Raw genomic sequence first — 24,576 nt, forward strand, 5'->3', positions numbered from 1 at the left:
CAGACCAACCTTGGCCTTGAACTCCGGCGTATGTACCTTCCGCGTAGTGGCTTCACTCATCGCTTCTCGCTCCTATGATGGAGCACAGCTTAAACCACTGTCTGATTTCCGGGGACCACTATACTTGTCGGTTTGCCTCGTCTATAACATGAAATAGCTCCGCTCAGATCGATAGGCACCGGCCCTTTGACGTTTACCTGGAGATACGGTGCTTCCGATGAATGGCCTTGCCTTTTTGCAAGGCGGCGATATGTATATATCATCATCCACCGCAACGGAGAACAGCATGACAAAAGTCACCGACGGCATGGCAGTCCTTTTCCGCGACGTCCGCAACAAGGACGAGGCCGACATCTCTGTGGACCTCCCCTCGACCGGAAAGGAAGATGTCTGTCGAAGAATTTTTCGGCAGGCATCTCCTTGGGAATCCCCGTCAATTCAGGCTTGCTTCATCGCTTTCAACAGAAAAGGTGAACGGCTTGGAACTGGCCGCGGTTTTTGGGAGCGACGGCAAGCTGACTACAGCATTGCCTTGACGGCCTCGGCTTCGTCGGTCAGTTCCTTGAGCGTCTTGTTGATCTTCTCGCGCGAGTAGCCGTCGATCTCGATCCCCTGGATGATCTTGAACGAACCACCCTTGCACTCGCAGGGGAACCCGAAAACGATGCCGGCCGGGATGTCGTAGGAGCCGTCGGAGGGAACGCCCATGGTCACCCATTCGTCGGAACCGAGGACCCAGTCGCGCATGTGGTCGATGGCGGCATTGGCCGCCGAAGCGGCGGAGGACAAGCCGCGGGCGTCAATGATTGCCGCGCCGCGCTTGCCAACTGTCGGCAGGAAAACGTCGTTGTTCCACACCGGATCATTGATCAGCGCCTGCACCTTGTCGCCGTTCGAAGTGCAATTGCGGTAGTCGGCGTACATCGTCGGCGAGTGATTGCCCCAGACCACCAGCTGTTTGAAGCTCGCCACCGGCCGCTCGGTCTTGGCGGCGAGTTGCGAGAGGGCGCGGTTGTGATCCAGGCGCAGCATGCCATGGTAGTTGGCCGGATTGGTGCGGCCGACTTTCCTTGCTGCCGAGCCGGCGATCAGCGCATTGGTGTTGCACGGGTTGCCGACGACCAGCACGCGGACGTCCTCCTTGGCGTTCTCGGCAATGGCTTTGCCCTGAACGGTGAAGATCGCGCCGTTGGCGGTCAGCAGGTCTGCCCGCTCCATGCCCGGGCCGCGCGGACGCGCGCCGACCAGCAGGCAGACGTCCGCGTCCTTGAACGCGACGTCAGGGTTGTCGGTGGCGAACATCCCGGCGAGCATCGGGAAGGCGCAGTCTTCGAGTTCCATGATCACGCCCTGGCAGGCTTTCTGAGCTTGCGGCAGGTCGAGCAACTGGAGTATGACCGGTTGATCCTTGCCGAGCATTTCGCCGGAGGCGATCCGGAAAAGCAGGCTGTAACCGATTTGGCCGGCAGCGCCGGTGACCGCGACGCGCATGGGGGCTTTGGACATGATGCGGCTCCTGATTGGTGTTAGTGATGAGCGAAAATTGAACGGCAATACTGAACGGCGGGTTGCGCAGAAGAGGGCACGATACGATCGGCTTCACACCCGCAGGCCGTTCTCCGTGGGCGGCGCCAAACCGTCGGAATGATAGAGCCCAAACGCGCGAAGTGTCAAATCTATCTTATATCTTATATATGATATTTATAACAGGGACACCATGGACGAGAGCGCGAAATTATGCTGAAATGGGCGTCCATGAACCGCTCGACGTCTCTGCATTCACCGACCTTCAGCCCGCTCTATCGGCAGATCAAGGAATTGATCATGCGCAATCTGGAGTCGGGCGAGTGGGGGCCAGGCGACCCGATCCCGAGCGAGTCAGAACTCGCTGGCCGCTTCGGCGTCAGTCAGGGAACCGTCCGCAAGGCCGTTGACGAGATGGCTGCAGAGAACCTCCTGGTGCGACAGCAAGGCAAGGGAACCTTTGTCGCGACGCACAAGGACCCCGGTTCGGCGTTCCGCTTCCTGCGCCTGGTTCCGAATGACGGGGTGCTGCGGGCCTCACGCAGCGTTCCACTGGAATGCTGGCGGGCAAAAGCCGGGCCCGACGTTGCGCGTACGCTGGCGATCGAGTCGGGCGCGCCGATTACCATCCTCCGACGCCTGTTGAAGCTGGACGACGAGCCGGTGGTCTTTGACGAGATCTATCTTCCCAGCGAACTGTTCCCAGATCTCTCGCTGGAGCTTCTCGGGTCGGGCGAATCCCTGTACGGGCTTTTCGAGAGCCGTTATGGTGTCTGCATGATCCGTGCGGACGAACGGCTGCGCGCGGTGGCCGCCGACCGGGTCAGCGCCGAACTGCTACAGCTCGCCGAGGGGAGTCCCCTGCTGCTGGTCGAGCGGGTGACCTTCACCTACGGCAACAAGCCGGTCGAGTGGCGCCGGGGCTTCTATTCGACACGCAATCATCATTATCGCAACGAGCTGGGGTGAAAGCTCTCAATGCGCGTTTCGGGCAAGTCAGGGGCGTCTGGATGGTTTATAATCGGACGTGGTATTCGGGGGTCAAGCGGCACGCATGCGGCCGTATTACACATGAGGGATGACGTTCATGGCAGAGCTGGCAATCAAGAAAAAGCGTCCAAAAAATCTGGACTTGCCCACCATCAGGCTACCGCTTCCGGGGGTCCTGTCTATCCTCCACCGGGTCAGCGGCGCAGCGCTGTTCCTGCTGCTGCCCTTTCTTTTATGGCTGTTTCAGAGCAGTCTGACGTCGCCGGAGACCTTTGCCAGCTTCAAGGAGGTGGTCGGACACCCGCTGGTCAAGATTGTTCTGCTGGGTCTGATTTATTTCTACATGCACCACTTCTGCGCCGGCATTCGCTATTTGCTGCTCGATCTGGACAAGGGCGTAGACCTCGCGTCGGCCCGTCTTTCGAGCAAGATCGTGTTCGCCGTCAGCATCGTCCTGACCCTGATCGTGGGAGCTAAAGTGCTATGGTAAATCGCATTCTTGTCGGGGCGCATTACGGCCTCAAGGACTGGCTCATCCAGCGTGCCACAGCCATCCTGATGGCCGTCTACACGGTCATTTTCCTGGTCGTGGTCGGTGCCGTCGGTCCGAATTCGTTCGAAACCTGGCGCGGCGTGTTCGCCGGCGGGTTCATGAAATTCGCAACATTCCTGTTCTTTGTCAGCCTTTTCTACCATGCCTGGATAGGCGTTCGGGATATCTGGATGGATTACGTCAAGCCGGATGGCCTGCGTTTGCTGATGATGATTGCGACGGCGGCGGTGCTGGTCGGTTATACCGGCTGGGCGGTTCAGATCCTGTGGAGAATGTAAGTGAGCAAGCAAAGCATACCGGTACGTAAGTTCGATGCAGTGATCGTTGGCGCCGGCGGTTCGGGGCTGCGTGCAGCGATTCAACTTTCCGAAGGCGGCCTGAAGACAGCCGTCCTGTCAAAGGTCTTCCCGACCCGTTCGCACACCGTCGCGGCGCAAGGCGGGGTCTCGGCTTCGCTGGGCAACTCCGAGGAAGATCACTGGCATTGGCACATGTACGACACGGTCAAGGGTTCCGACTGGCTCGGTGACCAGGACGCGATCGAGTACATGTGCCGCATGGCCCCCGAGGTGGTCGTCGAACTCGAGCATTTCGGCATGCCCTTCGACCGTACCGACGAAGGCAAGATCTACCAGCGTCCCTTTGGCGGCCACATGTCGAACTTCGGCGAGAAGCCGGTACGCCGCGCCTGTGCCGCTGCCGACCGCACCGGGCACGCGATGCTGCACGCGCTGTATCAGCGGAACGTGCGCGCCAACACGCAGTTCTTCGTTGAATGGATGGCGCTGGATCTGATTCGTGACGAGTCAGGGCAGGTGCTCGGGGTCATTGCGCTGGAAATGGAAACCGGCGAGGTGGTCGCTTTTCACGCCAAGGCGACGATCTTCGCAACCGGTGGCGCTGGCCGCATCTATTATTCTTCGACCAACGCCTTCATCAATACTGGCGACGGTCTGGGGATGGCGGCGCGTGCCGGCATTCCGCTTGAGGACATGGAGTTCTGGCAGTTCCACCCGACCGGCGTAGCCGGCGCGGGCGTGCTGATTACCGAAGGGGTGCGCGGCGAAGGGGGCATCCTGCGCAACTCGGACAACGAGCGATTCATGGAGCGCTACGCGCCGAACGCCAAGGACCTGGCTTCGCGCGACGTGGTTTCGCGCGCCATGGTTACCGAGATCAACGAGGGTCGTGGGTGCGGACCGAACAAGGATTTTGTGCTCCTGGACATCACCCACCTCGACCCGGCGACGATCATGAAGCGCCTGCCGGGAATTCGCGAGATTTCGATCCAGTTCGCTGGCATCGACCCGATCAAGGCGCCGATTCCGGTGGTGCCAACGTGTCACTATCAGATGGGTGGCATTCCGACCAATTACAAGGGGCAGGTCGTTGCTTCCGACGGGGCTCCGGTCAAGGGCTTCTATGCGGCCGGTGAAGTGGCGTGTGCTTCGGTGCATGGGGCCAACCGGCTGGGGACCAATTCACTGCTCGATCTGCTGGTGTTCGGCAAGTCCTCGGGCGATTCGGTCATCGACGATATCAAGTCGGGTGCGGTGGCGCTCAGGGATTTGCCAGAGGGCTTTGCCGAACGGACGATGGCGCGCCTGCATCGTCTGGAGACGCAGACCGGTGGAAGCAATGTCAACGAGACCCGTCTCGAACTGCAGCGCACGATGCAGAAGCATTGCGGCGTTTTCCGTTTCAAGGAGATGCTGGTCGAAGGCGTCGCCAAGATTCTCGAGATCGAGAAGGCGGTGGCCAGGACCGAGATCAAGGACAAGTCGCAAGTCTGGAACACGGCGCGTGTCGAAGCGCTGGAACTCGACAACCTGATCGAGGTGGCCAAGGCGACGCTGGTCTCGGCCGAGGCGCGCAAGGAGTCGCGTGGGGCGCACGTCCGTGACGACGCACCGGATACCCCCCAAAATCCGAACGGACGCGACGATGTCAACTGGCACAAACACACCCTTTGGCATCGTGAGGGGAGCCGTCTCGGTTACAAGCCGGTGATCATGACTCCGCTGTCCGTCGAACCCATCGCGCTCAAGACGCGCTCCTACTGATCGTACGCCACGGAGTCTATGATTATGGCCACCAGTACCATGCTGTTCAAGATTTACCGCTACGATCCCGACAAGGACGACGCACCCTACATGCAGGACATGTCGGTCGAAGTCGATTTCGCGATCGATCGCAAGTTGCTCGACATCCTCACCCGGCTGAAGGCGAGCGACGACACCCTGTCGTATCGTCGCTCGTGCCGCGAAGGTATTTGCGGGTCGGATGCCATGAACATCAATGGCAAGAACGGTCTGGCCTGTCTCACCGACATCAGCGATCTCAAGCAGCCGGTCGTGCTGCGGCCGTTGCCGGGCCTGCCGGTGATTCGCGACCTGATCGTCGATATGACGCAGTTCTTCAAGCAGTACCACTCGATCAAGCCTTACCTGATCAACGAAGGGCCGCGTCCCGAACGCGAGCGCCTGCAGTCGCCCGAAGAGCGCGACGAACTCAATGGTCTCTACGAGTGTATTCTGTGCGCCTGCTGTTCGACCTCGTGCCCGTCATTCTGGTGGAATCCGGACAAGTTCGTCGGTCCGGCCGGGTTGCTGAATGCTTACCGATTCATCGCCGACACCCGCGACCAGGCGACCAACGAACGTCTCGACGATCTTGAGGATCCTTACCGTTTGTTCCGTTGTCATTCGATCATGAACTGCGTCGACGTCTGCCCGAAGAATCTGAATCCGACGCAGGCGATCGGCAAGATCAAGGAAATGATGGTTCGTCGCGCGATCTGATGGACGAACGGGAAAGACTCAACCGCCTGCGCTGGCGCTGTACCCGCCGCGCCATGCTGGAAATGGACCTGTTGCTCGGCGACTTTCTCGACAAGAAATTTTCCGCGCTTACGGCCGAGCAGGCGGATGCGTTCATCGTCCTGGCCGACATGGAAGACCTCGAACTGTGGCCGCTGATCAACGGCAGCCGCGAGTGCGCCGATTCCGTGCAGGCTGACGTCCTTGCCTTGCTGCGCCACGTAAGAGTCAAGTAAGGGAGCTGCCATAGTCTGGCAGTTTCCAGTTTTTCACTTTCCAGTTGTGCCCTCAAAACCTGACCGGGGATTAACCAATGACGACCGAACGCAAAGCAATTCTGACTATCGAAGGGCGTGATCCCGTCGAGTTTCCGATCATGACGCCTACTCACGGCAATGATTGCATCGACATTCGCACCCTGGGCGCCAAGACCGGCTTATTCACCTACGACTCCGGCTATCTATCGACGGCAAGCTGCAAGTCCAAGATCACGTTCATCGACGGCGACAAGGGCGAACTTCTCTATCGGGGCTATCCGATCGAGCAACTGGCTCAGAACTGCAACTTCCTGGAAGTCGCCTACCTGTTGTGGCATGGCGAGTTGCCGAGTCCATCGCAGAAGGTGGGCTTCGAGAAGAACATCAAGCGGCACACGATGGTGCACGAGCAACTGGTGAAGTTCTACCAGGGCTTCCGGCGTGATGCGCACCCGATGGCCATTCTGGTGGGTGTGGTCGGTGCCCTGTCGGCCTTCTACCATGAGGCGGAAGACTTCTCCGATCTCGAGCACCAGAACATCAGCTTCAACCGCATCGTTGCCAAGCTGCCGACGATTGTCGCCATGGCCTACAAGTACCATGTCGGGGAGCCGTTCATGTACCCGCGCAACGACCTCGATTACACCGCGAACTTCATGCACATGATGTTCGGTACGCCGTGCGAGGAGTACATACCGAATCCGGTCCTGGTGCGCGCGCTCGACACCATCTTCACCCTGCACGCCGACCACGAGCAGAACGCTTCGACCTCGACGGTCCGGCTGTCCGGGTCTTCCGGCGCCAATCCCTATGCCTGTATCTCGGCCGGCATCGCCTGCCTCTGGGGTCCAGCGCATGGCGGCGCCAACGAGGCCTGCCTGCAGATGCTCGAGGAAATCCACGATGTCTCGCGCGTCGGCGAGTACATCGCTCGGGCCAAGGACAAGAACGACAGCTTCAAGCTGATGGGCTTCGGTCACCGCGTCTACAAGAACTTCGATCCGCGCGCCACCCTGATGAGGAAGGTCTGCAACGAAGTTCTGCAGGAACTCGGTCTGGAGAATGACCGTCTGTTCAAGCTGGCAATGGAACTCGAAAGGATCGCTCTCGAGGACAATTACTTCATCGAGAAGAAACTTTATCCAAATGTCGATTTCTACTCAGGGATCGTTCAGAAGGCGCTTGGCATTCCGACCACCATGTTCACCTGTATCTTCGCATTGGCCCGCACCGTTGGCTGGATGACGCAATGGGAAGAGATGATCAACGATCCGGAATACAAGATCGGGCGTCCGCGTCAGCTCTACGTGGGTGTGCCCAGGCGCGATGTGGTTCCGGCGGACCAACGCTAGGCTGACGGACTCCGAAGGGCGGCAGACGGTAGCCGCCCTTTTTTCATGCTGTGGTCTAGCGCCACAGGTTTTCGCAATCCGAACCAGGACCGTGACGACAGGTAACTGCCATGATGAATCAGCTTTTTGGTAACTCCCTCCTCTTTGGCGGCAACGCGCCCTTCGTCGAGGAGTTGTACGAAAACTATCTCGACAATCCCGGTTCCGTCTCCGAGCAGTGGCGCGACTACTTCGACAAGCTGGCGCAGCTTCCAGGAACCGTCGCGCGCGACGTTCCGCATTTGCCGGTGATCAACGCTTTCGCCGAGCAGGCCAAGAGGGGCGGCTATCGCGCCGCTGCCGTGGCGCCGGCGGATGACAAGAAGCAGGTCGGCATCTTGCAGATGATCACCGCCTATCGCTTCGCCGGCGACCGCTGGGCGAACCTGGACCCGCTGAAGCGCACGCCTCGCCCGGACCTGCCACAGCTCGATCCCGCGTACTACGGCCTTTCCGATGCCGACCTGAACACCATGTTCGCGGTCGGTTCGTTCAAGGGCGTTCCCGAGCGCGCCACCTTCGGCCAGATTCTCGACGCCCTGAAAGCGACTTATTGCGGGTCGGTCGGCGTCGAGTACATGTACCTCAGTACCCTGGCCGAGAAGCGCTGGGTTCAGGATCGCCTCGAACGCATCCACTCCAAGCCCAGCTATACGGTCGAGGAGAAGACGCGGATGCTCGAGCGCCTGACCGCTTCTGAAACGCTCGAACGCTACCTGCACACGCGCTACGTCGGCCAGAAGCGCTTCTCGCTCGAAGGTGGCGAGTCGCTGATTGTCGCGCTTGATGAACTGATCCGGGTTGCCGGCTCCGGTGGGGTCGACGAGATCGTCGTCGGCATGGCCCATCGCGGTCGCCTGAACGTTCTGGTCAATACCCTGGGCAAGGCACCTGCGATGCTGTTCGACGAGTTCGAGGGCCGCAAAGCGCAGGATCTGACGGCTGGCGATGTCAAGTATCACATGGGCTATTCGTCGGACGTGTCGACGCCGGGCGGACCTTGCCACCTGACGCTGGCATTCAACCCGTCGCACCTCGAAATCGTGAACCCGGTGGTGGTCGGTTCGGTTTATTCGCGGCAGCGTCGTCGCGGCGAGGATGGCAAGGACAAGGTGCTGGCGGTGCTCATTCACGGCGATGCCGCCGTCGCCGGGCAGGGCGTCAACCAGGAAATGCTCAACTTCGCGCAGACGCGTGGCTACGGCGTCGGTGGGACGGTGCATATCGTGGTCAATAACCAGATCGGCTTCACCACCTCGGACCCGCGTGACTATCGCTCGTCGCTATATTGCACCGACATCTTCAAGATGGCCGAAGCGCCGATCTTTCACGTCAACGGCGACGATCCGGAAGCGGTTGCACTGGTCACCGGTATCGCCATGGAGTACCGCCGGACCTTCAAGAAGGACGTCGTCGTCGACATCGTCTGCTATCGCAAGCTCGGCCACAACGAGCAGGACGAGCCGATGGTCACGCAGCCGCTGATGTACAAGAAGATCCAGATGCATCCGGGCACGCGCAAGCTCTACGCGGACAAACTGGTCGCCGAAGGGGTCATCGGCCCGGAAGGTCCGGACGAGGTTATCGCCGAGTACCGCGCGCACCTCGACCGCGGCGAGTTGTTGTATAACCCGGTGCTTGCCGGTTACAAGCACCCGATGACCATAGACTGGACGCCTTACCTCTCGCCACAGTACATCGAGACTTGTGACAGCCGGGTTCCGCTTGGCGAGTTGCAGCGGTTGTCCGAACGGCTGACGACGCTGCCGCCGAACTTCACCCTGCACAGCCGGGTCAAGAAGATCATCGACGATCGTCGTCAGATGGGCGAGGGCAAGCTCCCGGTCGATTGGGGGATGGCCGAAAACCTGGCCTACGCGTCACTGCTGGTTTCAGGTTACGGGGTGCGGATCTCTGGCGAAGATGTCGGGCGCAGCACCTTCTTCCACCGGCACGCGGCTTTGCACGACCAGAACCGGGAGAGTTGGGACCGGGGAACGTATTATCCACTGGCGTTCCTGCAGGAAAAGCAGGGCGGTTTCCAGTGCTATGACTCGGTTCTTTCCGAGGAAGCCGTCCTGGCGTTCGAATACGGCTATTCGACGGCCAATCCGTTCGAACTGGTGGTCTGGGAAGCGCAGTTCGGCGACTTCGCCAACGGCGCGCAGGTGGTGATCGACCAGTTCCTGGCCGCAGGTGAAGCCAAGTGGGGTCGTGCCAGCGGCCTGGTCCTGCTGTTGCCGCACGGCTATGAAGGGCAGGGTCCCGAGCATTCGTCGGCGCGCATCGAGCGCTACATGCAGTTGTCTGCCGAGATGAACATGGAGGTCTGTCAGCCGACGACGCCGGCGCAGGTCTTTCACCTGCTGCGCCGGCAGGCGGTGCGCAACCAGCGCAAGCCGCTGATCGTCTTTTCGCCGAAATCGCTTCTCCGCCACAAGGACGCCACATCCAGCCTGGAAGAGTTGAGCGAAGGCGAATTCCAGCGGGTGATCGGCGAAGTCGAGCCAATCAACGCCAAGAAGGTCACTCGGGTCATCTTCTGCTCGGGCAAGGTTTACTACGATCTGATAGCGGCACGCCACGAGAGGAAAGTGGCGCATGTCGCGATTGCCCGTCTCGAGCAGCTGTACCCGTTCCCGCAGGCGTCGTTCCACGAGGAACTGGCGAAGTATCCCAAGGCAACGGAGATCGTCTGGTGCCAGGAGGAGCCGCGCAATCAGGGACCGTGGTACTGGATCGCCTCGCGCCAGCACCTGTCGCGCGAGCTCAGCGACAAGCAGCACCTGTTGCTGGTCTCCCGTCCAGCGGCGGCTTCGCCGGCAGTTGGTTATGCCAGCAAGCACAACGCCCAGCAAAAGGCTCTGATCGACTCCGCGCTTGGTGAGATCGAATACAACAAATTGCCCTAGAACGGAGAGAACATGATCATCGACGTCAAAGTTCCACAGCTTTCGGAATCAGTCGCTGAGGCGACGCTGGTTTCGTGGCACAAGAAGGCCGGCGAGGCCGTCGCACGGGATGAGAACCTGATCGACATCGAGACCGACAAGGTGGTTCTCGAACTGCCGGCACCGGACAACGGTGTGCTCGTTGAAATCGTCAAGGGCGACGGCGAAACGGTGGTGGCCGGGGAGGTCATTGCGCGGATCGATACGGCTGCCCAGGCCGGTACTGCGGCAGCACCCGCTGCCAAGGCGGCGCCCGCGAAGGCGGCCGCGCCAGCGCCGGTCGTCGCTGCCGGCGCGGCGCCCGCGGCTGGCGTGGCGATGCCGGCGGCACGCAAGATCCTTGACGAAAAGGGGATCGCCGCTGGCGACGTTGTCGGCACCGGTCGTGGCGGTCGCATAAGCAAAGCCGATGCGCTGGCTGCACAGCCGACGCCGACGCCAAGCCCCTTCGTCACCTCCGTTGCAGCTGCCCCGGCTGCCAGCACCAGCGCTGCACCGCCACTGGCCGCCGCGCCGACGGTGACCGTGGCGCTCGGCGACCGTCCGGAACAGCGCGTGCCGATGTCTCGTCTGCGCGCGCGCGTTGCCGAGCGCTTGCTGCAGTCGCAGGCCAGCAATGCCATCCTGACCACCTTCAACGAAGTGAACATGGGTCCGGTCATGGCCTTGCGCAAGCAGTACGGCGAGCGCTTCGAAAAAGCGCACGGCGTTCGTCTGGGCTTCATGGGTTTCTTCGTCAAGGCCGCGGTCGCTGCGTTGCAGAAGTTCCCGATCATCAACTCCTCGGTCGACGGCAGCGACATCGTCTACCACGGCTACATCGACATCGGGATCGCCGTTGGCAGTCCGCGCGGTCTGGTGGTGCCGATCCTGCGCGACGCGGACCAGATGTCGATCGCCGATATCGAGAAGAAAATCGGGGAGTTCGGCGCCAAAGCCAAGGACGGCAAGTTGTCGATGGAGGATCTGACCGGCGGTACGTTCTCGATCTCGAACGGGGGTGTTTTCGGTTCGATGCTGTCGACGCCGATCATCAACCCGCCGCAGTCGGCGATCCTCGGCATTCACGCCACCAAAGACCGTCCAGTTGTCGAGAACGGGCAGATCGTGATTCGTCCGATCAACTATCTGGCGATGTCCTACGACCACCGCATTGTCGATGGCCGCGAGGCGGTACTCGGCCTGGTGACCATGAAGGAGGCCCTGGAAGACCCGGCCCGCCTGCTGCTTGGCGTCTAAGGCATCACAAACCAGGAAGGAGGGCACGGAGGTACAGAGCTGAAGTCTCTGTAGACTCCGTGCCTCGGTGTCTCTGCGGCTGGAAAGGGAATCTATCATGTCCAAGCAATTCGACGTTCTCGTTATCGGCGCTGGCCCCGGTGGTTACATAGCCGCCATCCGGGCGGCCCAACTCGGCTTCAGTGTTGCCTGTTGTGAATCGAATGCCTATGCCGACCCGAAGGGCGAACCGCGTCTCGGCGGTACCTGCCTGAACGTCGGCTGTATTCCGTCGAAGGCCCTGCTGCATACCTCGCATCTCTTCGAGGAGGCGGCGCACGGCTTTGCCGATCAGGGGATCGGCGTCGGGACGCCGACCATCGACGTGACCAGGATGGTTGGTCGCAAGGACGCCATCGTCAAGCAGCTCACCACGGGTATCAAGGGCTTGTTCAAGAAGAACAAGGTGACCCTGCTCAGCGGCCATGGCGCCTTCATTGGGCGTAGCGGTTCGGAAGGAAGCGAGCTGTGGCAGATCAAGGTCGGCGCCAGCGTCGTCGAGGCCCGGCAGGTCATCGTTGCCACTGGCTCGCGGGCGCGTCACCTGCCGGGCGTCCCGGTCGACAACGAGATCGTTTGCGACAACGTTGGCGCGCTCGATCTAGACGCCGTACCGAAGAAGCTTGCGGTCATCGGCGCGGGGGTGATCGGCCTCGAAATGGGCAGCGTCTGGCGCCGCCTTGGTGCCGAAGTGACGCTCCTCGAAGCGCTGCCCGAGTTTCTGGCGCTGGCCGATATCGAAGTTGCCAAGGAAGCGGCCAAACTGTTTGCCAAGCAAGGCCTGCAAATCATTACCGGTATCGAGATCGGTGACGTCAAGGTATCGCAAAAGGGCGTCTCGATCGACTACACCGACAAGGACGGCCAGGAGCAGAAGCTGGACGCTGACCGCCTGATCGTCTCGATTGGCCGCATCCCGAACACCGATGGTCTGGACGCCGAAAAGGTGGATCTTAAACTCAACGACCGCGGCCAGATCGAAGTCGATGCGCACTGCCGTACCAATCTCCCCGGCGTTTGGGCGGTGGGCGACGTGGTGGCCGGCCCGATGCTCGCCCACAAGGCGATGGAGGAGGGCGTGATGGTCGCCGAGATCATGGCCGGTCAGGCAGGTCACTGCAATTTTGACACCATTCCGTGGGTGATCTACACCAGCCCGGAAATCGCTTGGGTTGGCAAGACCGAGCAGCAGCTGAAAGCCGAAGGCGTCGCCTTCAAGGCGGGCAAGATTCCGTTTGCCGCGAACGGCCGCGCGTTGGGAATGGGCGACCCGAGCGGTTTTGTCAAAATCCTGGCGTGTGCGAAGACCGACCGCATCCTCGGCGTGCACATCGTCGGCGCCAACGCTTCCGAGCTGATCTCCGAAGGTGTCGTGGCGATGGAGTTTGGTGCCGCCTCGGAAGATCTGGCGCGGATCTGCCATGCTCACCCAACGCTTTCGGAAGTCGTTCACGAAGCGGCGCTGGCTTGCGACAAGAGACCGTTGCACTTCTAGTCAGGCAGCCGGTTCGGCGGCAGTGGCGGACGAGCGAGGGGCGGCTGGCCGCCCTTCGCTCCCGCGGGCCCTTGCGAGCCTCGGTTCGCGACTCGCTAGCGCGACTTTCACGGTAGCCGACCGACCACTTTGGTGTTGGTCTACAAAGGCAAGAGGCCTCGTCGTTGGCTTCGCACGGCCGCCTCGTGGCTTGGTTTCGTTCGTCCACCGGTCACCCCGTCGACCGTGCTCAATTCCCCCGAACCGCAATACTGTCGACCAATTTTACAGTTCAGCGTTTGTTTCCTCGGGCACAAACAGTAACCAGCTAATTTAAATAGAATTATGCAACATGGCACGGTTAGTGCTTATAGATCCATCGTTACCCGTGCCACGACAGAAAAGCCCTCGCTGGGTTCGCCACCGACACCACACTACTGAAAGGATCGCCATGAAAAACTTACAGATGGGCGCCGGCGGAATCGCTGGCGCAGCGCTTTCGCTGTTTCTGCTGACTACTCCCGCGCACGCAAACCTGATTGTAAATGGCAGCTTTGAAGCCTCTCCGTTCACTGCGAACGGCAACTACGAACTTGGTCTCACGGACAGCGACGTTCCGGGATGGCACATTCCGGCCAGCAACGGGACCTATCCGTGGGGCCTTCAGGACGGCGCCTTCGGTGCGTTCACGCCGTTCGGCAATCAATGGGTTGTTCTGGGGCTGCACACCCCGAAGACCGAGTACTCGATCGAGCAAACCTTGAACGGTCTGATTGTCGGGAATACCTACAACGTGAGCTTCGCCATCGCCAGTGAACTGGACTGCTGTGCTCAGCTCGAACTCTCGTTCACGGGTTCATCGACCGCCGCCTCGATCTTTACGGCGCCAAACTCGGGTTCGTACTGGACGGACTGGGCGACGTTCAATACGAACTTTGTCGCAACCAACAGTTCGGTGACCTTGAACTTCAAGAATCACAATCCGACGCCTGGAGCAGGCTACGACCTCGGGCTGGACAACGTGGCGGTGGAAGGAGCGGCATCCGTTCCGGAACCCGGCGTCCTAGCGCTTCTCGGCCTTGGTCTTGTCGGTTTCGCAGCCTCTCGTCGTCGCCAGTAGTAGTTGGTTTCCAAAGCCCGCATGCGGGCCAAAGATGCGGGAGATTGCGGTTTGTTCTTCTGCTGAGCACTGGTGTCACGACAGCCCCGCTTCGGCGGGGTTTGTCGTTGGTGAAGATGAAGATCGGCGGACTCGTGGCCAGGCGCTCTGATCGTGACCGCCGTGATGAGCGATAGGCCATCGACACGCAGGCGGCAGGGCATCGGATGCCGTCGATGACCATCGATATTCGGGAGCATGGCGCGACGACCGGGATGCCGGTAAGCGTTTGTCCGCCGTGATGGCGTGACTTCGATCGCCAGACAAGCAGCGCCGGCCCGCTGCGACTAGTCGCCGCAGAAGGGATTGCTGCGTCGCTCGGCACCGAAGGTGGATAGAGGTCCGTGCCCCGGCAAAAAGGTCACATCGTCGCCGAGCGGCCACAGGCGCTGGCGAATCGACGAGATCAGGGTGTCGAAATCGCCTTTCGGGAAGTCGGTGCGACCGATGGATCCCTGGAACAGCACGTCGCCGACGACCGCCAGACGGTCCGCCCGGCTGAAGAAGACGATATGTCCGGGCGTATGCCCCGGGCAATGAAGGACGTCCATCTCGACCTTGCCGAAATGCACCGTATCGCCGTGCTCGAGCCAGCGATCCGGGGTGAAAGCGCGCACTTCCGGGAAGCCGAACATCCGGCTCTGCGCCGGCATGCCGTCGATCCAGAACTGATCTTCGCGCTGCGGCCCTTCGATCGGCAAGGATAACCGTGCCGCTAGCTCGGCGACTGCTCCGGCATGATCAATATGACCATGGGTGACCAGGATCTTCTCGAGGACCACGCCTTTGCTCTCGACCGCGCGCAGGATGCGAGCGACGTCACCACCCGGATCGACAACGGCGGCACGCATGCTTTGTTCGCACCACAAGAGACTGCAGTTCTGCAAGAAGGGAGTCACCGGAATGATCTGGTATTTCATGGGCAAGGGTCGTCGGGCCAGCGGTTGCGAAGAGCGCGCAGTATAGCAGAGCAATATTCGGCGCCGCGGTTCGGCAGTCGTCGCGTAGCGCGTTTCCAGAGCTGGGCACGGGCGACGTCTTGCGCTGGTGGGTGGTCGTCAGCCGAACAGGCGACCAGGCGACCAGCACCAGCTTTGCCCATTCGCCAGGTCAGTCACGACGCGGGCCGGGCCAGCACCTTACTTCAGCGCCGATATCGGAGCGCCAAAGTTGATGTGGAAGACCTGGCCGTCGATCACCAGCGCCGGAACCGATTGCACGCCGACGGCCTCGGCCTCGGCGACGCGGCCGGATTGTTCACCGAGATGCACTATTTCGACCTGATAACAGGTCGGATCGAGCGCCAGTGCGACGCGCTGCTCGGCGGCGACGCAGACCGGGCAGCCGGCGTGGTAGAAGATGGCATTGTTCATGGCAAACTCCTCTGGATGATTGGATGGCTTTATGCATCGAGTCGATGCATCATAACTGTAGCGTCCCCCAGCGGTGCTTGTCAACAAATGCATCGAGGCGATACATTATTGCAATGACGCAGACCGTATACATTCTCGAACGCCTGGCCGCGGTGATTCACCAACTGGTCCGCGCGGATGCGGCCGGTCACGGCTTGTTGCCGGTGCATATGCAGGTCTTGAGCTTTCTCGCCCAGGCCAATCGTTACAGCGACCTGCCGATTGCGGTGGCCGACTACCTGCGCATCACGCGCGGGACTGTTTCGCAAACCTTGAGCCTGCTCGAGCGCAAAGGGTTGATCAGCAAGAAAGCTGATCCGCGGCATGGCAAGCGCATTCATCTGACCCTGACCGCTGACGGAGCAGAGGTCCTGGCTGCCGGTTGGGCCTATCGGCTTGATCAGGCTCTGCTGGCGTCGGGCAGTGACGCGCAGGCCTTCGCTGACGATCTGCGCAGCGTGCTGGGCACCTTGCAGGGGCTCAACGACCACCAGGCCTTTGGTCAATGCCGGCAGTGCGCCCATTTCCTGAGTGGCGACGCGGGTCACCGCTGCGGCCTCACCGGTGAAGCGCTGGCGACCGAACAAACGATCAAGATCTGCCGCGAGTGGGCCCGCGAGAAGCCCGGCACTGCCAGCGGCGCCACTTGAAGTCGATGTCTCGCCATGTCCACCTTCTGCCGGCCACGCCGGTCGCCGCCGTGCGCGTACGCGAGGCCGCCGCGTGCGCTTGATCGGACCGCGGTCAATCACCTTCCGGCTGACCTTGCTCTTCGCATCGGCGGCGGTAGCTGTCTTGCTGCTGCTCGGCTTCCTGATCGGCCACTCGCTCGAGCGGCATTTCGAGGAGCAGGACATGGAGGTGCTGGCCGGCAAGCTGCAACTGGCGCAGCACGCCCTCGAAAAGGTGCGATCCGGCGCCGAACTGGATCGTCTTGGGCAACAGCTCGACGATTCGCTGGTCGGACACGCGGGCCTGTCGGTGACCGTTATCGGTCCGGCGGGACAGACGCTGTTTGCCTCCCACGGCGCCGATTTCCCGCCGGCATTGCTCGCGCGACGCACGCCGGCAGAATCGCGTGGCCCGAGCGTCTGGACGAGCAGCCAGGGACAACCGCTGCGCGGTGTTTCGGCCGCGGTGCCAACGGGGATCGCCGGCGCGCCTCCGGCAGTCGTTGCGGTGGCCGTTGATATCTCGCACCATCAGCATTTCATGGCTTCGTTCCGAACGACGCTGTGGTCATTCGTCATATTGGCGGCGCTGTTGACCGGCTTCCTCGGCTGGATTGCGGTTCGCCGCGGGCTCGCACCGCTGCAGGAGATCACTAGCCAGGCCGCCGGGATTACCGCCCAGCGACTCGATTGGCGGCTGCCTGCCGAGTCGGTGCCGGTCGAACTGGCGGAACTGGTGCTGACGCTGAACGAGATGCTGGCCCGGCTCGAAGACTCGTTCCGGCGATTGTCCGATTTCTCGTCCGACCTGGCGCACGAACTGCGCACGCCGGTCAGCAATCTGCTCACGCAAACACAGGTAACGCTGGCGAAGGACCGGACCTTGGACGAGTACCGGGACATCCTGGCTTCGAATACCGAGGAGTTCGAGTTTCTGGCGCGGATGATCGCCGACATGCTGTTCCTGGCGAAGTCGGAAAACGGCCTGATCGTGCCCCACCGGGAAGCGGTCGACCTGGCCGCTGAAGTCGGCCGCTTGCTGGAGTTCTACGAGATTCTGGCCGACGAGAAACAGCTCGAGCTGAGTTGCTCGGGCAGCGGCGTCGTTATTGGCGACCGGCCGATGTTGCGGCGGGCGATCAGCAATCTGTTGTCCAACGCCGTTCGCCACACGCCCGTCGGTGGAAGGATCGCGGTGCAGATCGACGACGGTCACGCCATCGCCAGCTTGTCGACCAAACGGCCGCTGCTGAAACTTGCGGTGGAAAACACCGGTTCCGGAATTCCGGCCGAACATCTGGCTCGCCTTTTCGACCGCTTTTATCGCGTCGACGCGTCGCGCCAGCACCTTGGCGATGGCGCCGGCCTCGGCCTGGCGATCACCCGTTCGATTCTGCGTGCGCATGGTGGCGAGGTATCGGTTTTTTCGGAGCGTGGGCTGACCCGCTTCGAGCTGCAGCTGCCGTGCGCGCCGCCTTGCGGCGATCAGCATGTTGACCAGGCCTGACGCAGGGGGCATGCTGGCGGCGCGGCAGAGAACCCTGCGCTTCAGCTGGCAGAGGCGTTGCGACTGGCGCTGTCCTCAATCGATCAAGACAGGAGAACGAAATGCCGAAAGCACCTAAAGCTGCAGTTTCCGAACCAGCTTCTTCACCAGCGTCCGCAGCCGCTCCCGGCGAAGCCCCGGCCTTGCGCTATTGCTGCCAGCCGGTCCAGTATCCGCGGCAGTTCGATCCCGCAGTCGATGCGCTGCGCTCACGGGCGATACTGGCCGGTGGCAAGAAGTGGGTCAATGGAACGCAACTGACGTTCTGCTGCTACAAGGCCGGCGATGCCGTTCCCGACGCCTGGAAGGGCAAGACAGCCGACATTGAAGAAGTGCGGCAGGCTTTTCAGAGCTGGTTCAAGTTGGGCATAGGCATCAGTTTCAAGGAACTGTCGCGTCCAGAGGATGCCACGATCCGGATCGGTTTCGACCCGGGGGGCGGTTCATGGTCGTACGTCGGGCGCGATAACCTCAATATTCGAGACCCCTTCCAGCGCACCATGAATTTCGGCTGGGCGCTCAATACCCCGTACGGCCGCGATACCGCGATGCACGAAATCGGTCATGCGCTGGGTCTGGAGCACGAGCACCAGAATCCGTTCGCCGGCATTTCCTGGGATACCGATGCCGTGCGCCGCTTTTTCCAGGGCCCGCCCAACAACTGGGATGCGCAGACCATCGACTGGAATATCCTGCGCAAGATCAGTCCCGCAGAAGTGAAAGGGACCAATTGGGATCCCGACTCGGTGATGGAATACGCGTTCGGCCCGGGTCTGATCACCGAGCCGGCGGCGTACCGCGGCGGCCTGCAGCCCAAGGGCGGGCTCTCGGCGGCGGACAAGGCGTGGATTGTCGTGTCGTATCCGGGGGTCGGGCCGACGCAGGAGATTCCGGCACTGGAAGTCGGGCTGTCGCAAAAGCTGGCGATCAAGGCTGGCGAGACACGGGTCTTCAATTTCACGCCGACCCGAACGCGGACCTACAGCATTGCCACCTTCGGCAGTGCCGACACCCTGATGGTGCTGTTCGAGGTCCGGACCGCAGGCAATGTGCAGATTGCCGGCGACGATGACAGCGGTACCGACCGCAACGCAAGAATCGACCTGCGCCTGATCAGCGGCCGCCGCTATCAGATCGGCATCCGCCTGTACTACGCGCAAATGGCCGCGGAAACGGCGGTGATGGTCTGGTGAGAGCGGGTTGGCCGCGGTGGCGGCAGCGATCGTCGCGGGCCGCGTCCGGTCGATGACCGCCCCGCACGAGAGCGCGCTGTTCGGCGAGGTGCCGGTGCTGATCGTCCGCCCTGGCGGAGCGGATGGAGCAGCGAGCCGGGGGAAGGCGACAGCCCTGCCGACCGTCGTGTGGTTTCACGGTTTTGGCGCCGACAAGGAACGCCACCTGCCCGAGTTACAGCGCTTTGCCGCGGCGGGTCTGCTGGCGATCGGCGTCGATGCGGTCGGTCACGGGCAGCGGCGGCTGCCTGACTTCGAGCGCCTGGTCGCGCGCTCGCCGAGCGCAAGCGCTGCCCTGTTCGAGTCGTTGCTGGCGCAAACGGTCGCCGAGGTGCCGCGCTTGATCGATACCCTGGTCGACCGCGGGCTGAGTGACCCGCAGCGGATCCATGTCGCCGGGGTGTCGATGGGGGGCTGCATCGTCTATGGCGCGATCGTCGCCGATCGGCGCGTCGGCGCCGCTGCCGCGCTGTTGGGGTCGCCTGCCTGGCTGTGCCCGGACGGCGTTGATTTCCCGCTCGATCGCTTCTTTCCCACCGCGTTGCTGTCGATTGCCGCCGAGAATGACACGGTCGTCCCGCCGGCGGCGGCGCAGGCCTTGCACCAGCTCCTCGTCCCTGCCTACGCTCGGCAGCCGGACCGTCTCCGCTACCGCGTCATCCCGGGTGCGTCGCATCTCATGCTCCCGGAGCAGTGGGCCGGCGCTGTCGGGCAGGCCAGCGCGTGGCTTTCCCGCTTCTGATCCAGGCGTCGCCGGCCAGGGTCTCCTGGCGAATGCCGAGGTGCACGCCGATGCCGCCTGCCGATGACCAGCTGGTCGCCGGATTTCAGACGCGCTCGATGACCATCGCCACGCCTTGCCCAACGCCAACGCACAAGGCGCACAGCGCGTAGCGGCTGCCGCGGCGACGCAGTTCCCAGGTTGCGGTCGTCACCAGGCGTGCGCCGGTCATACCCAGCGGATGACCGACGGCAATCGCGCCGCCGTTCGGGTTGACGTGCTCGGCCTGGTCGGGGATCGACAGCTCGCGCATGACCGCCAGGCACTGCGCGGCGAACGCTTCGTTGATTTCGATGACGTCCATCTGGTCCAGCGCGAGCCCCGTCGTCGACAGGACCTTGCGGATGGCGGGGACCGGGCCGAAGCCCATGAGCCTGGGTGCGACGCCCGCCGCGGCCATCGCCACGATCCGGGCACGCGGCGTCAGGCCGTGCTTCAATGCCGCCGCTTCACTGGCGATGAGCAGTGCGCAGGAGCCGTCGTTGATTCCCGCCGAGTTGCCGGCGGTAACGCTGAGTGCCGGGCCGTTGATCCCTTCGCGCGTTGCCAGTCGGGCCAGGGTCATTTCCGGACGCGGGTGCTCGTCGGTATCGATGACCATCGCCTTGCCCTTCTTCGGGCTCATACGGACCGGGATGATTTCGTCGGCAAAGCGCCCGGCTTGGTTCGCTGCGCCCCAGCGCTGCTGCGAGCGCAGCGCGAAAGCGTCCTGGTCGGCGCGCGAAATGCTGAACCGGGCGGCGACGTTGTCGGCCGTTTGCGCCATCGAGTGCGTGTCGTGGAGCTTCTTCATCAGCGGGTTGACGAAGCGCCAGCCAAGCGTCGTGTCGTGGATCGCGGCCGTGCGCGAAAAGGCGCTGTCGGCCTTGGCGATGACGAAGGGCGCGCGCGACATGCTTTCGACCCCGCCGGCAATCATCAGCTCGGCCTCGCCGGCCTTGATCGAGCGCGCGGCCAGGCCGACTGCGTCGAGGCCCGAGGCGCAGAGCCGGTTGACCGTCGTACCGGCGACCTCGACCGGCAGGCCGGCGAGCAGGCCGGCCATGCGCGCGACGTTGCGGTTGTCTTCACCGGCCTGGTTGGCACAGCCATAAATGACGTCGTCGACCAGCGACCAGTCGACGCCTGGATTGCGTTCGATCAGCGCGCGGATCGGCAGCGCTGCAAGGTCATCGGCACGGACGCCGGACAGCACGCCGCCATAGCGTCCGATCGGCGTTCGGATGGCGTCACAGATAAAGGCTTCGTTCATTTACGGCATTCCTTGCGGTGGTCGAGCAGGGGCGCGTTTGCGTCGACGTGGGGACGGGGGAGTGGTCGCCAAGGCTTCATTGCGGGTTTCCTTCAAGCTCGCTGGCCGCGGTGCCCGCCGCCAGCGGGTCGCCGTCGTCGGCCTCAAGGCCGGCGATCACTTCACCGGCGATGCGATACGACTTGCCGCGGAAGAGCGCGATCAACTGGCCGTGATGGTTGCGGATGGTGGTGTCGTAGACGCCGGTCCGTCCCGAAAGCGATCGTTCCTCGCACTCGGCTTCGAGCACTTCGCCCTCGCGTGCCGGCCTGAGGACGTCGATGTGGCAAGCCGAGGCAACGGCGTTGCGGTTGTAGCTGTTGCAGGCGTAGGCAAAGGTCGAGTCGGCGAAAGTGAACAGATAGCCACCGTGGCCGATATGGTGGCCATTGACCATGTCTGGTCGATCGCACATCGTCAACCGCGAGTATCGCGGCCGGACAATGAGCAGACGCTGATCAATCAGCTTGCTGTCCGCGTCGCGGCTGTACATTGCCTGCGCGGTCTGCGCCAGAGCTGCCGCCGGGTCGGCGGCTTCGCCGTCGGGCTCAGCCATGAAAGGGCTTCCCGGAAAAGACCTTGCGCGCCAGCAACGGCGAGATCCGGTAGCGGTCCTCGCCGTAGCTGGCGGCAAGGTTGGCCAGCACCCGGCGGACCCGCCGCAGACCGATCTGCTCGGCCCAGGCCAGCGGCCCCAGCGGGTAGTTGGCGCCCAGGCGCATCGCCTGGTCGACGGCGGTCGCGTCGCAGACCTTCTGATTCACCGCGTCGGCGCCCTCGTTGGCCAGCATGCAGACCGTTCGCATGACCGCCAGGCCGGGCACGTCGGCCAGTTGCGAGACCGCGAAGCCCGCGGCCTGCAGCAGTCCGACCGCAGCATCAGCGGCGGCCTGGCTGCACTGTTCGGCGGTGGCGATGGCCAGGCGCGTGGCGCGTCCGTAGTCGAGCGCCAGATCGACCAGTACCGTGTTCGAAACGCCCTTGCGGGCTGCGCGCTCGCTTGCCGGGCGGCCGTCGGTCACGTACAGCGCCGCGCCGCCGGCTTCGGCGAAGCGACCGTCGGGCGAGGTGTCGGCACGGTGGAACGGCAGGCCAAGGGTCCGCAGGCGGCTGCTTAGCGCGCTGGCCGGCGGACCGTCGGCGAAGATCTGGACCGCACACGGAAAAGCCCGCATCGGCAGGCTGCGCGCTGGCAGCTCGGGCGCGCCTTCGCCGTAACGGTAGAAACCACGTCCGCTCTTGCGGCCGAGAAAGCCGGCAGCGACCAGTTCCTGCTGAAGCAGCGAGGGCGCGTAGCGGGGGTCATTGAAAAAGGCGCTCCACACCGACTTGTTTACCGCCAGGCTGACGTCGAGCCCGATCAGGTCCATCAGCTCGAATGGCCCCATGCGAAAGCCGCCAGCTTCGCGGAAGATGGCGTCGAGGGTGGCGGCGTCGGCGGCGCCCTCGGTGAGCAGACGCAGGGCTTCGCCGTAGTAGGGACGGGCGATGCGATTGACGATGAAACCCGGCGTCGAGCGCGCCATCACCGGGGTCTTGCCCCAGGCCAGCGCGGTGGCGCAAAGCGTTTCGGCGAGCCTGGCGTCGGTGGCCAGCCCGCTGATCACTTCCACCAGCGGCATTCGTGGCGCCGGGTTGAAGAAGTGCAGCCCGGCCAGCCGCTCCGGCGACTGCAGCGCCGCGGCGATGGCCGTCACCGACAGCGACGAGGTGTTGGTGGCGAACAGACAAGCCGGCGAGACCAGCGCCTCCAGGTCGCGAAACAACTGCTGTTTGGCAGCAAGGTCTTCGGCGATCGCCTCGATCACCAGGCCGCTGTCGGCGAGCTCGGTGATGCGGGTCGCCGGCAGCAGCCGGGCTGCCGCGGCGCTCGCGGCTGCCGCGTCGAGTTTTCCCTTGCCAACCAGTTGCGCGAAAGCCCGCTGGACGCCCGCAATCGCCTGGTCGACGGCGCTGGCGCTGGTGTCGAGCAGTCTGACGCGATGGCCGGCAGCGGCGACCAGCTGGGCGATGCCGCTGCCCATCGCGCCGGCACCGACGATACTGACGACTTGGTCCTTGGCCAGCGCCTGGTCCACGGTGCCTGTTCCTTTTCCCGTTGCGATTCCGATTCCGATCCTATTCGCCGGTGAAGTTGGGCGCTCGCTTGGCGACGAAGGCGGCGACTCCTTCGCGATAGTCGTCGCTGCGGCCCAGTTCGCGCATCACGTCGCACTCGAGGTCGAGCTGCGTTTCGAGCGGGTTATTGACTCCGGCACGCATCACCTGGCGGGTGCGCACCAGCGCGCGGGTCGGCGCGCTCGCCAGCTGCGCGGCGATCCGGTCGATCGTCGGAGCCAGCTCGTCGTCGTCGACGCAGTCCCAGATCAGTCCCCAGGCGGCGGCCTTCTCGGCCGGCAGTTTGTCGGCAAGCATCGCCAGGCCGACCGCCCGCGCCATGCCGACGCGTTGCGGCAGGAACCAGCTGCCGCCGGTATCGGGGATCAGCCCGATCTTGCTGAACGCTTGCAGAAAGCTGGCCGAGCGCGCCGCAACGACGATGTCGCAGGCCAGCGCCAGGCTGGCGCCGGCCCCGGCGGCGATGCCGTTGACCGCGCAGAGGGTCGGCATCCGCAGGTGCTGCAGGCGGCGGACCAGTGGCTTGTAATTCTTTTCGATCGTCGCCGCCACGTCAGGCGGCTCGTCGCCGCCGGAAACACCGCGGTCATTGAGATCCTGCCCGGCGCAGAAAGCACGCCCGGCGCCGCTGAGCACCAGCACGCGGGCGCTCAGATCGGCCGCCAGCGCGTCGAGCGCCTGGCGGATCTCCTCGTGCATCTGCTCGGTAAAACTGTTCAGACGATCCGGGCGGTTCAGGGTCAACCGGGCGATTCCGGCGTCGACGGCGTAGGTGATGGTGGTGAAGTTCATCGCTTGCTGTTCAATATTCTCAGAGATGGTAACGGCGCTGGACGACGCGAAAGCGGTTGGCGACAACAGCGGCGTCGGCGTACGAGGCGTTGGCGGCGGGGTTGCCACCAGTGCCATGATAATCCGAGAAGGCGGTCGACTGGTTGACGAAGGCGCCGCCGGTCAGATTGATCGATAAAGTGGTCCCCATAGTCAAGACAAATATCAACGCAGTTTAAGTTCAGATTTCCTGATCCCGGCCGGGAATGTAGGTAGAATTCCGGAATTGCGAGTAGCACTTTATTTCGAAGGCCATAATTTTCGTATGGCATAGACCAAGCGTCGCTAGGAGTGCAAG

24 protein-coding genes are annotated in these 24,576 nt (G+C 62.7%); 16 read left to right on the plus strand and 8 right to left on the minus strand.

The genetic code is table 11. The features are described 5' to 3' along the window. The first annotated feature begins 386 nt into the window (after window positions 1–386). A complete protein-coding gene (locus Q1L50_RS10520; RefSeq protein WP_300338291.1) occupies window positions 387–536 on the plus strand; it encodes a hypothetical protein in 150 nt (49 codons plus the stop codon). Here Q1L50_RS10520 and Q1L50_RS10525 read toward each other — a convergent pair. After that, the gene (locus tag Q1L50_RS10525; RefSeq protein WP_300338294.1) at window positions 520–1,506 is read right to left on the minus strand and encodes a malate dehydrogenase; all 987 of its coding nucleotides are present in this window, start codon (window positions 1,504–1,506) and stop codon (window positions 520–522) included. The genes Q1L50_RS10520 and Q1L50_RS10525 overlap by 17 nt on opposite strands. 249 nt (window positions 1,507–1,755) lie before the next feature. Between Q1L50_RS10525 and Q1L50_RS10530 the strand changes: the two genes are divergently transcribed. The 11 genes from Q1L50_RS10530 to Q1L50_RS10580 all read left to right on the plus strand — a co-directional run bounded on the left by Q1L50_RS10530 (window position 1,756) and on the right by Q1L50_RS10580 (window position 14,357). Beyond that, window positions 1,756–2,493 carry a GntR family transcriptional regulator gene (locus tag Q1L50_RS10530; RefSeq protein ID WP_300338297.1) on the plus strand — a complete coding sequence of 246 codons (738 nt, stop codon included), beginning with the start codon at window positions 1,756–1,758 and terminating at the stop codon, window positions 2,491–2,493. 118 nt (window positions 2,494–2,611) lie between these two features. Beyond that, window positions 2,612–3,004, plus strand: a complete 393-nt coding sequence (gene sdhC / locus Q1L50_RS10535) for a succinate dehydrogenase, cytochrome b556 subunit (RefSeq protein ID WP_300338300.1) — start codon at window positions 2,612–2,614, stop codon at window positions 3,002–3,004. Further along, on the plus strand, window positions 2,998–3,345 hold the full coding sequence (gene sdhD, locus Q1L50_RS10540; protein WP_300338303.1) for a succinate dehydrogenase, hydrophobic membrane anchor protein: 348 nt from the start codon (window positions 2,998–3,000) through the stop codon (window positions 3,343–3,345). The genes sdhC and sdhD overlap by 7 nt, the downstream gene beginning before the upstream one ends. After that, window positions 3,346–5,130 (plus strand): succinate dehydrogenase flavoprotein subunit, encoded by a 1,785-nt coding sequence (gene sdhA / locus Q1L50_RS10545; RefSeq protein ID WP_300338306.1) that lies wholly within the window; start codon window positions 3,346–3,348, stop codon window positions 5,128–5,130. 24 nt (window positions 5,131–5,154) lie between these two features. Then, window positions 5,155–5,868, plus strand: a complete 714-nt coding sequence (locus Q1L50_RS10550; protein ID WP_300338309.1) for a succinate dehydrogenase iron-sulfur subunit — start codon at window positions 5,155–5,157, stop codon at window positions 5,866–5,868. After that, window positions 5,868–6,122: a succinate dehydrogenase assembly factor 2 gene (locus Q1L50_RS10555; protein WP_300338312.1), complete on the plus strand. Its 255-nt coding sequence runs from the start codon at window positions 5,868–5,870 to the stop codon at window positions 6,120–6,122. The genes Q1L50_RS10550 and Q1L50_RS10555 overlap by 1 nt, the downstream gene beginning before the upstream one ends. Before the next feature lie 77 nt (window positions 6,123–6,199). Further along, complete coding sequence (gltA, locus tag Q1L50_RS10560) at window positions 6,200–7,495, plus strand: citrate synthase (RefSeq protein ID WP_300338315.1); 1,296 nt, start codon at window positions 6,200–6,202, stop codon at window positions 7,493–7,495. 110 nt (window positions 7,496–7,605) lie between these two features. After that, on the plus strand, window positions 7,606–10,446 hold the full coding sequence (locus tag Q1L50_RS10565) for a 2-oxoglutarate dehydrogenase E1 component (protein ID WP_300338318.1): 2,841 nt from the start codon (window positions 7,606–7,608) through the stop codon (window positions 10,444–10,446). A gap of 12 nt (window positions 10,447–10,458) precedes the next feature. Beyond that, window positions 10,459–11,724: a 2-oxoglutarate dehydrogenase complex dihydrolipoyllysine-residue succinyltransferase gene (gene odhB, locus Q1L50_RS10570; protein WP_300338320.1), complete on the plus strand. Its 1,266-nt coding sequence runs from the start codon at window positions 10,459–10,461 to the stop codon at window positions 11,722–11,724. A gap of 97 nt (window positions 11,725–11,821) precedes the next feature. After that, window positions 11,822–13,258: a dihydrolipoyl dehydrogenase gene (gene lpdA / locus Q1L50_RS10575; RefSeq protein ID WP_300338323.1), complete on the plus strand. Its 1,437-nt coding sequence runs from the start codon at window positions 11,822–11,824 to the stop codon at window positions 13,256–13,258. A 430-nt stretch (window positions 13,259–13,688) separates the two neighbouring features. Further along, window positions 13,689–14,357 (plus strand): DUF642 domain-containing protein, encoded by a 669-nt coding sequence (locus Q1L50_RS10580; RefSeq protein ID WP_300338325.1) that lies wholly within the window; start codon window positions 13,689–13,691, stop codon window positions 14,355–14,357. 326 nt (window positions 14,358–14,683) lie between these two features. Here the strand turns inward: Q1L50_RS10580 and Q1L50_RS10585 are convergent, their stop codons facing one another. Then, complete coding sequence (locus tag Q1L50_RS10585) at window positions 14,684–15,316, minus strand: MBL fold metallo-hydrolase (protein WP_300338328.1); 633 nt, start codon at window positions 15,314–15,316, stop codon at window positions 14,684–14,686. Window positions 15,317–15,535: 219 nt separating this feature from the next. Further along, window positions 15,536–15,769, minus strand: coding sequence for a thioredoxin family protein (locus Q1L50_RS10590; RefSeq protein ID WP_300338330.1), 234 nt, complete (start codon window positions 15,767–15,769; stop codon window positions 15,536–15,538). Between the two features lie 113 nt (window positions 15,770–15,882). Here Q1L50_RS10590 and Q1L50_RS10595 point away from each other — a divergent pair, with 113 nt between their 5' ends. The 4 genes from Q1L50_RS10595 (at window position 15,883) to Q1L50_RS10610 (ending at window position 19,999) form a co-directional block, all read left to right on the plus strand. Beyond that, window positions 15,883–16,458 (plus strand): MarR family winged helix-turn-helix transcriptional regulator, encoded by a 576-nt coding sequence (locus Q1L50_RS10595; protein WP_300338333.1) that lies wholly within the window; start codon window positions 15,883–15,885, stop codon window positions 16,456–16,458. 73 nt (window positions 16,459–16,531) lie between these two features. Then, on the plus strand, window positions 16,532–17,986 hold the full coding sequence (locus Q1L50_RS10600; protein ID WP_300338336.1) for a heavy metal sensor histidine kinase: 1,455 nt from the start codon (window positions 16,532–16,534) through the stop codon (window positions 17,984–17,986). A 101-nt stretch (window positions 17,987–18,087) separates the two neighbouring features. Further along, window positions 18,088–19,218, plus strand: a complete 1,131-nt coding sequence (locus Q1L50_RS10605) for a M12 family metallopeptidase (RefSeq protein WP_300338339.1) — start codon at window positions 18,088–18,090, stop codon at window positions 19,216–19,218. Between the two features lie 52 nt (window positions 19,219–19,270). Next, window positions 19,271–19,999, plus strand: a complete 729-nt coding sequence (locus Q1L50_RS10610; RefSeq protein WP_300338342.1) for an alpha/beta hydrolase — start codon at window positions 19,271–19,273, stop codon at window positions 19,997–19,999. Window positions 20,000–20,084: 85 nt separating this feature from the next. Here Q1L50_RS10610 and pcaF read toward each other — a convergent pair whose 3' ends face one another. The 5 genes from pcaF to Q1L50_RS10635 all read right to left on the minus strand — a co-directional run bounded on the left by pcaF (window position 20,085) and on the right by Q1L50_RS10635 (window position 24,435). Beyond that, window positions 20,085–21,290 carry a 3-oxoadipyl-CoA thiolase gene (pcaF, locus tag Q1L50_RS10615; protein ID WP_300338345.1) on the minus strand — a complete coding sequence of 402 codons (1,206 nt, stop codon included), beginning with the start codon at window positions 21,288–21,290 and terminating at the stop codon, window positions 20,085–20,087. Window positions 21,291–21,366: 76 nt separating this feature from the next. Continuing rightward, window positions 21,367–21,885, minus strand: coding sequence for a hydroxyphenylacetyl-CoA thioesterase PaaI (paaI, locus tag Q1L50_RS10620; protein ID WP_300338348.1), 519 nt, complete (start codon window positions 21,883–21,885; stop codon window positions 21,367–21,369). After that, a complete protein-coding gene (locus tag Q1L50_RS10625) occupies window positions 21,878–23,407 on the minus strand; it encodes a 3-hydroxyacyl-CoA dehydrogenase (RefSeq protein WP_300338350.1) in 1,530 nt (509 codons plus the stop codon). Before Q1L50_RS10625 ends, paaI begins: the two co-directional genes overlap by 8 nt. A gap of 40 nt (window positions 23,408–23,447) precedes the next feature. After that, window positions 23,448–24,239 (minus strand): 2-(1,2-epoxy-1,2-dihydrophenyl)acetyl-CoA isomerase PaaG, encoded by a 792-nt coding sequence (gene paaG / locus Q1L50_RS10630; protein WP_300338353.1) that lies wholly within the window; start codon window positions 24,237–24,239, stop codon window positions 23,448–23,450. A gap of 19 nt (window positions 24,240–24,258) precedes the next feature. Then, entirely contained in the window at window positions 24,259–24,435 is a 177-nt protein-coding gene (locus tag Q1L50_RS10635; RefSeq protein ID WP_300338354.1) for a hypothetical protein, read from the minus strand. Window positions 24,436–24,576 lie beyond the last annotated feature (141 nt).

It is taken from the genome of Accumulibacter sp. (assembly GCF_029255145.1).
In the GTDB taxonomy this organism is placed as follows: domain Bacteria; phylum Pseudomonadota; class Gammaproteobacteria; order Burkholderiales; family Rhodocyclaceae; genus Accumulibacter.

Bases quoted from the DNA above. Each gene is read 5' to 3' on its own strand.
- Q1L50_RS10585 (WP_300338328.1), bottom strand. From the start codon at position 15,316: ATGAAATACCAGATCATTCCGGTGACTCCCTTCTTGCAGAACTGCAGT.
- Q1L50_RS10525 (WP_300338294.1), bottom strand. From the start codon at position 1,506: ATGTCCAAAGCCCCCATGCGCGTCGCGGTCACCGGCGCTGCCGGCCAA.
- sdhC (WP_300338300.1), top strand. From the start codon at position 2,612: ATGGCAGAGCTGGCAATCAAGAAAAAGCGTCCAAAAAATCTGGACTTG.
- lpdA (WP_300338323.1), top strand. From the start codon at position 11,822: ATGTCCAAGCAATTCGACGTTCTCGTTATCGGCGCTGGCCCCGGTGGT.
- paaG (WP_300338353.1), bottom strand. From the start codon at position 24,239: ATGAACTTCACCACCATCACCTACGCCGTCGACGCCGGAATCGCCCGG.
- Q1L50_RS10580 (WP_300338325.1), top strand. From the start codon at position 13,689: ATGAAAAACTTACAGATGGGCGCCGGCGGAATCGCTGGCGCAGCGCTT.
- sdhD (WP_300338303.1), top strand. From the start codon at position 2,998: ATGGTAAATCGCATTCTTGTCGGGGCGCATTACGGCCTCAAGGACTGG.
- Q1L50_RS10595 (WP_300338333.1), top strand. From the start codon at position 15,883: ATGACGCAGACCGTATACATTCTCGAACGCCTGGCCGCGGTGATTCAC.
- Q1L50_RS10530 (WP_300338297.1), top strand. From the start codon at position 1,756: ATGAACCGCTCGACGTCTCTGCATTCACCGACCTTCAGCCCGCTCTAT.
- gltA (WP_300338315.1), top strand. From the start codon at position 6,200: ATGACGACCGAACGCAAAGCAATTCTGACTATCGAAGGGCGTGATCCC.
- pcaF (WP_300338345.1), bottom strand. From the start codon at position 21,290: ATGAACGAAGCCTTTATCTGTGACGCCATCCGAACGCCGATCGGACGC.
- Q1L50_RS10550 (WP_300338309.1), top strand. From the start codon at position 5,155: ATGGCCACCAGTACCATGCTGTTCAAGATTTACCGCTACGATCCCGAC.
- Q1L50_RS10590 (WP_300338330.1), bottom strand. From the start codon at position 15,769: ATGAACAATGCCATCTTCTACCACGCCGGCTGCCCGGTCTGCGTCGCC.
- Q1L50_RS10610 (WP_300338342.1), top strand. From the start codon at position 19,271: ATGACCGCCCCGCACGAGAGCGCGCTGTTCGGCGAGGTGCCGGTGCTG.
- Q1L50_RS10555 (WP_300338312.1), top strand. From the start codon at position 5,868: ATGGACGAACGGGAAAGACTCAACCGCCTGCGCTGGCGCTGTACCCGC.
- Q1L50_RS10565 (WP_300338318.1), top strand. From the start codon at position 7,606: ATGATGAATCAGCTTTTTGGTAACTCCCTCCTCTTTGGCGGCAACGCG.
- paaI (WP_300338348.1), bottom strand. From the start codon at position 21,885: ATGGCTGAGCCCGACGGCGAAGCCGCCGACCCGGCGGCAGCTCTGGCG.
- Q1L50_RS10605 (WP_300338339.1), top strand. From the start codon at position 18,088: ATGCCGAAAGCACCTAAAGCTGCAGTTTCCGAACCAGCTTCTTCACCA.
- Q1L50_RS10520 (WP_300338291.1), top strand. From the start codon at position 387: ATGTCTGTCGAAGAATTTTTCGGCAGGCATCTCCTTGGGAATCCCCGT.
- odhB (WP_300338320.1), top strand. From the start codon at position 10,459: ATGATCATCGACGTCAAAGTTCCACAGCTTTCGGAATCAGTCGCTGAG.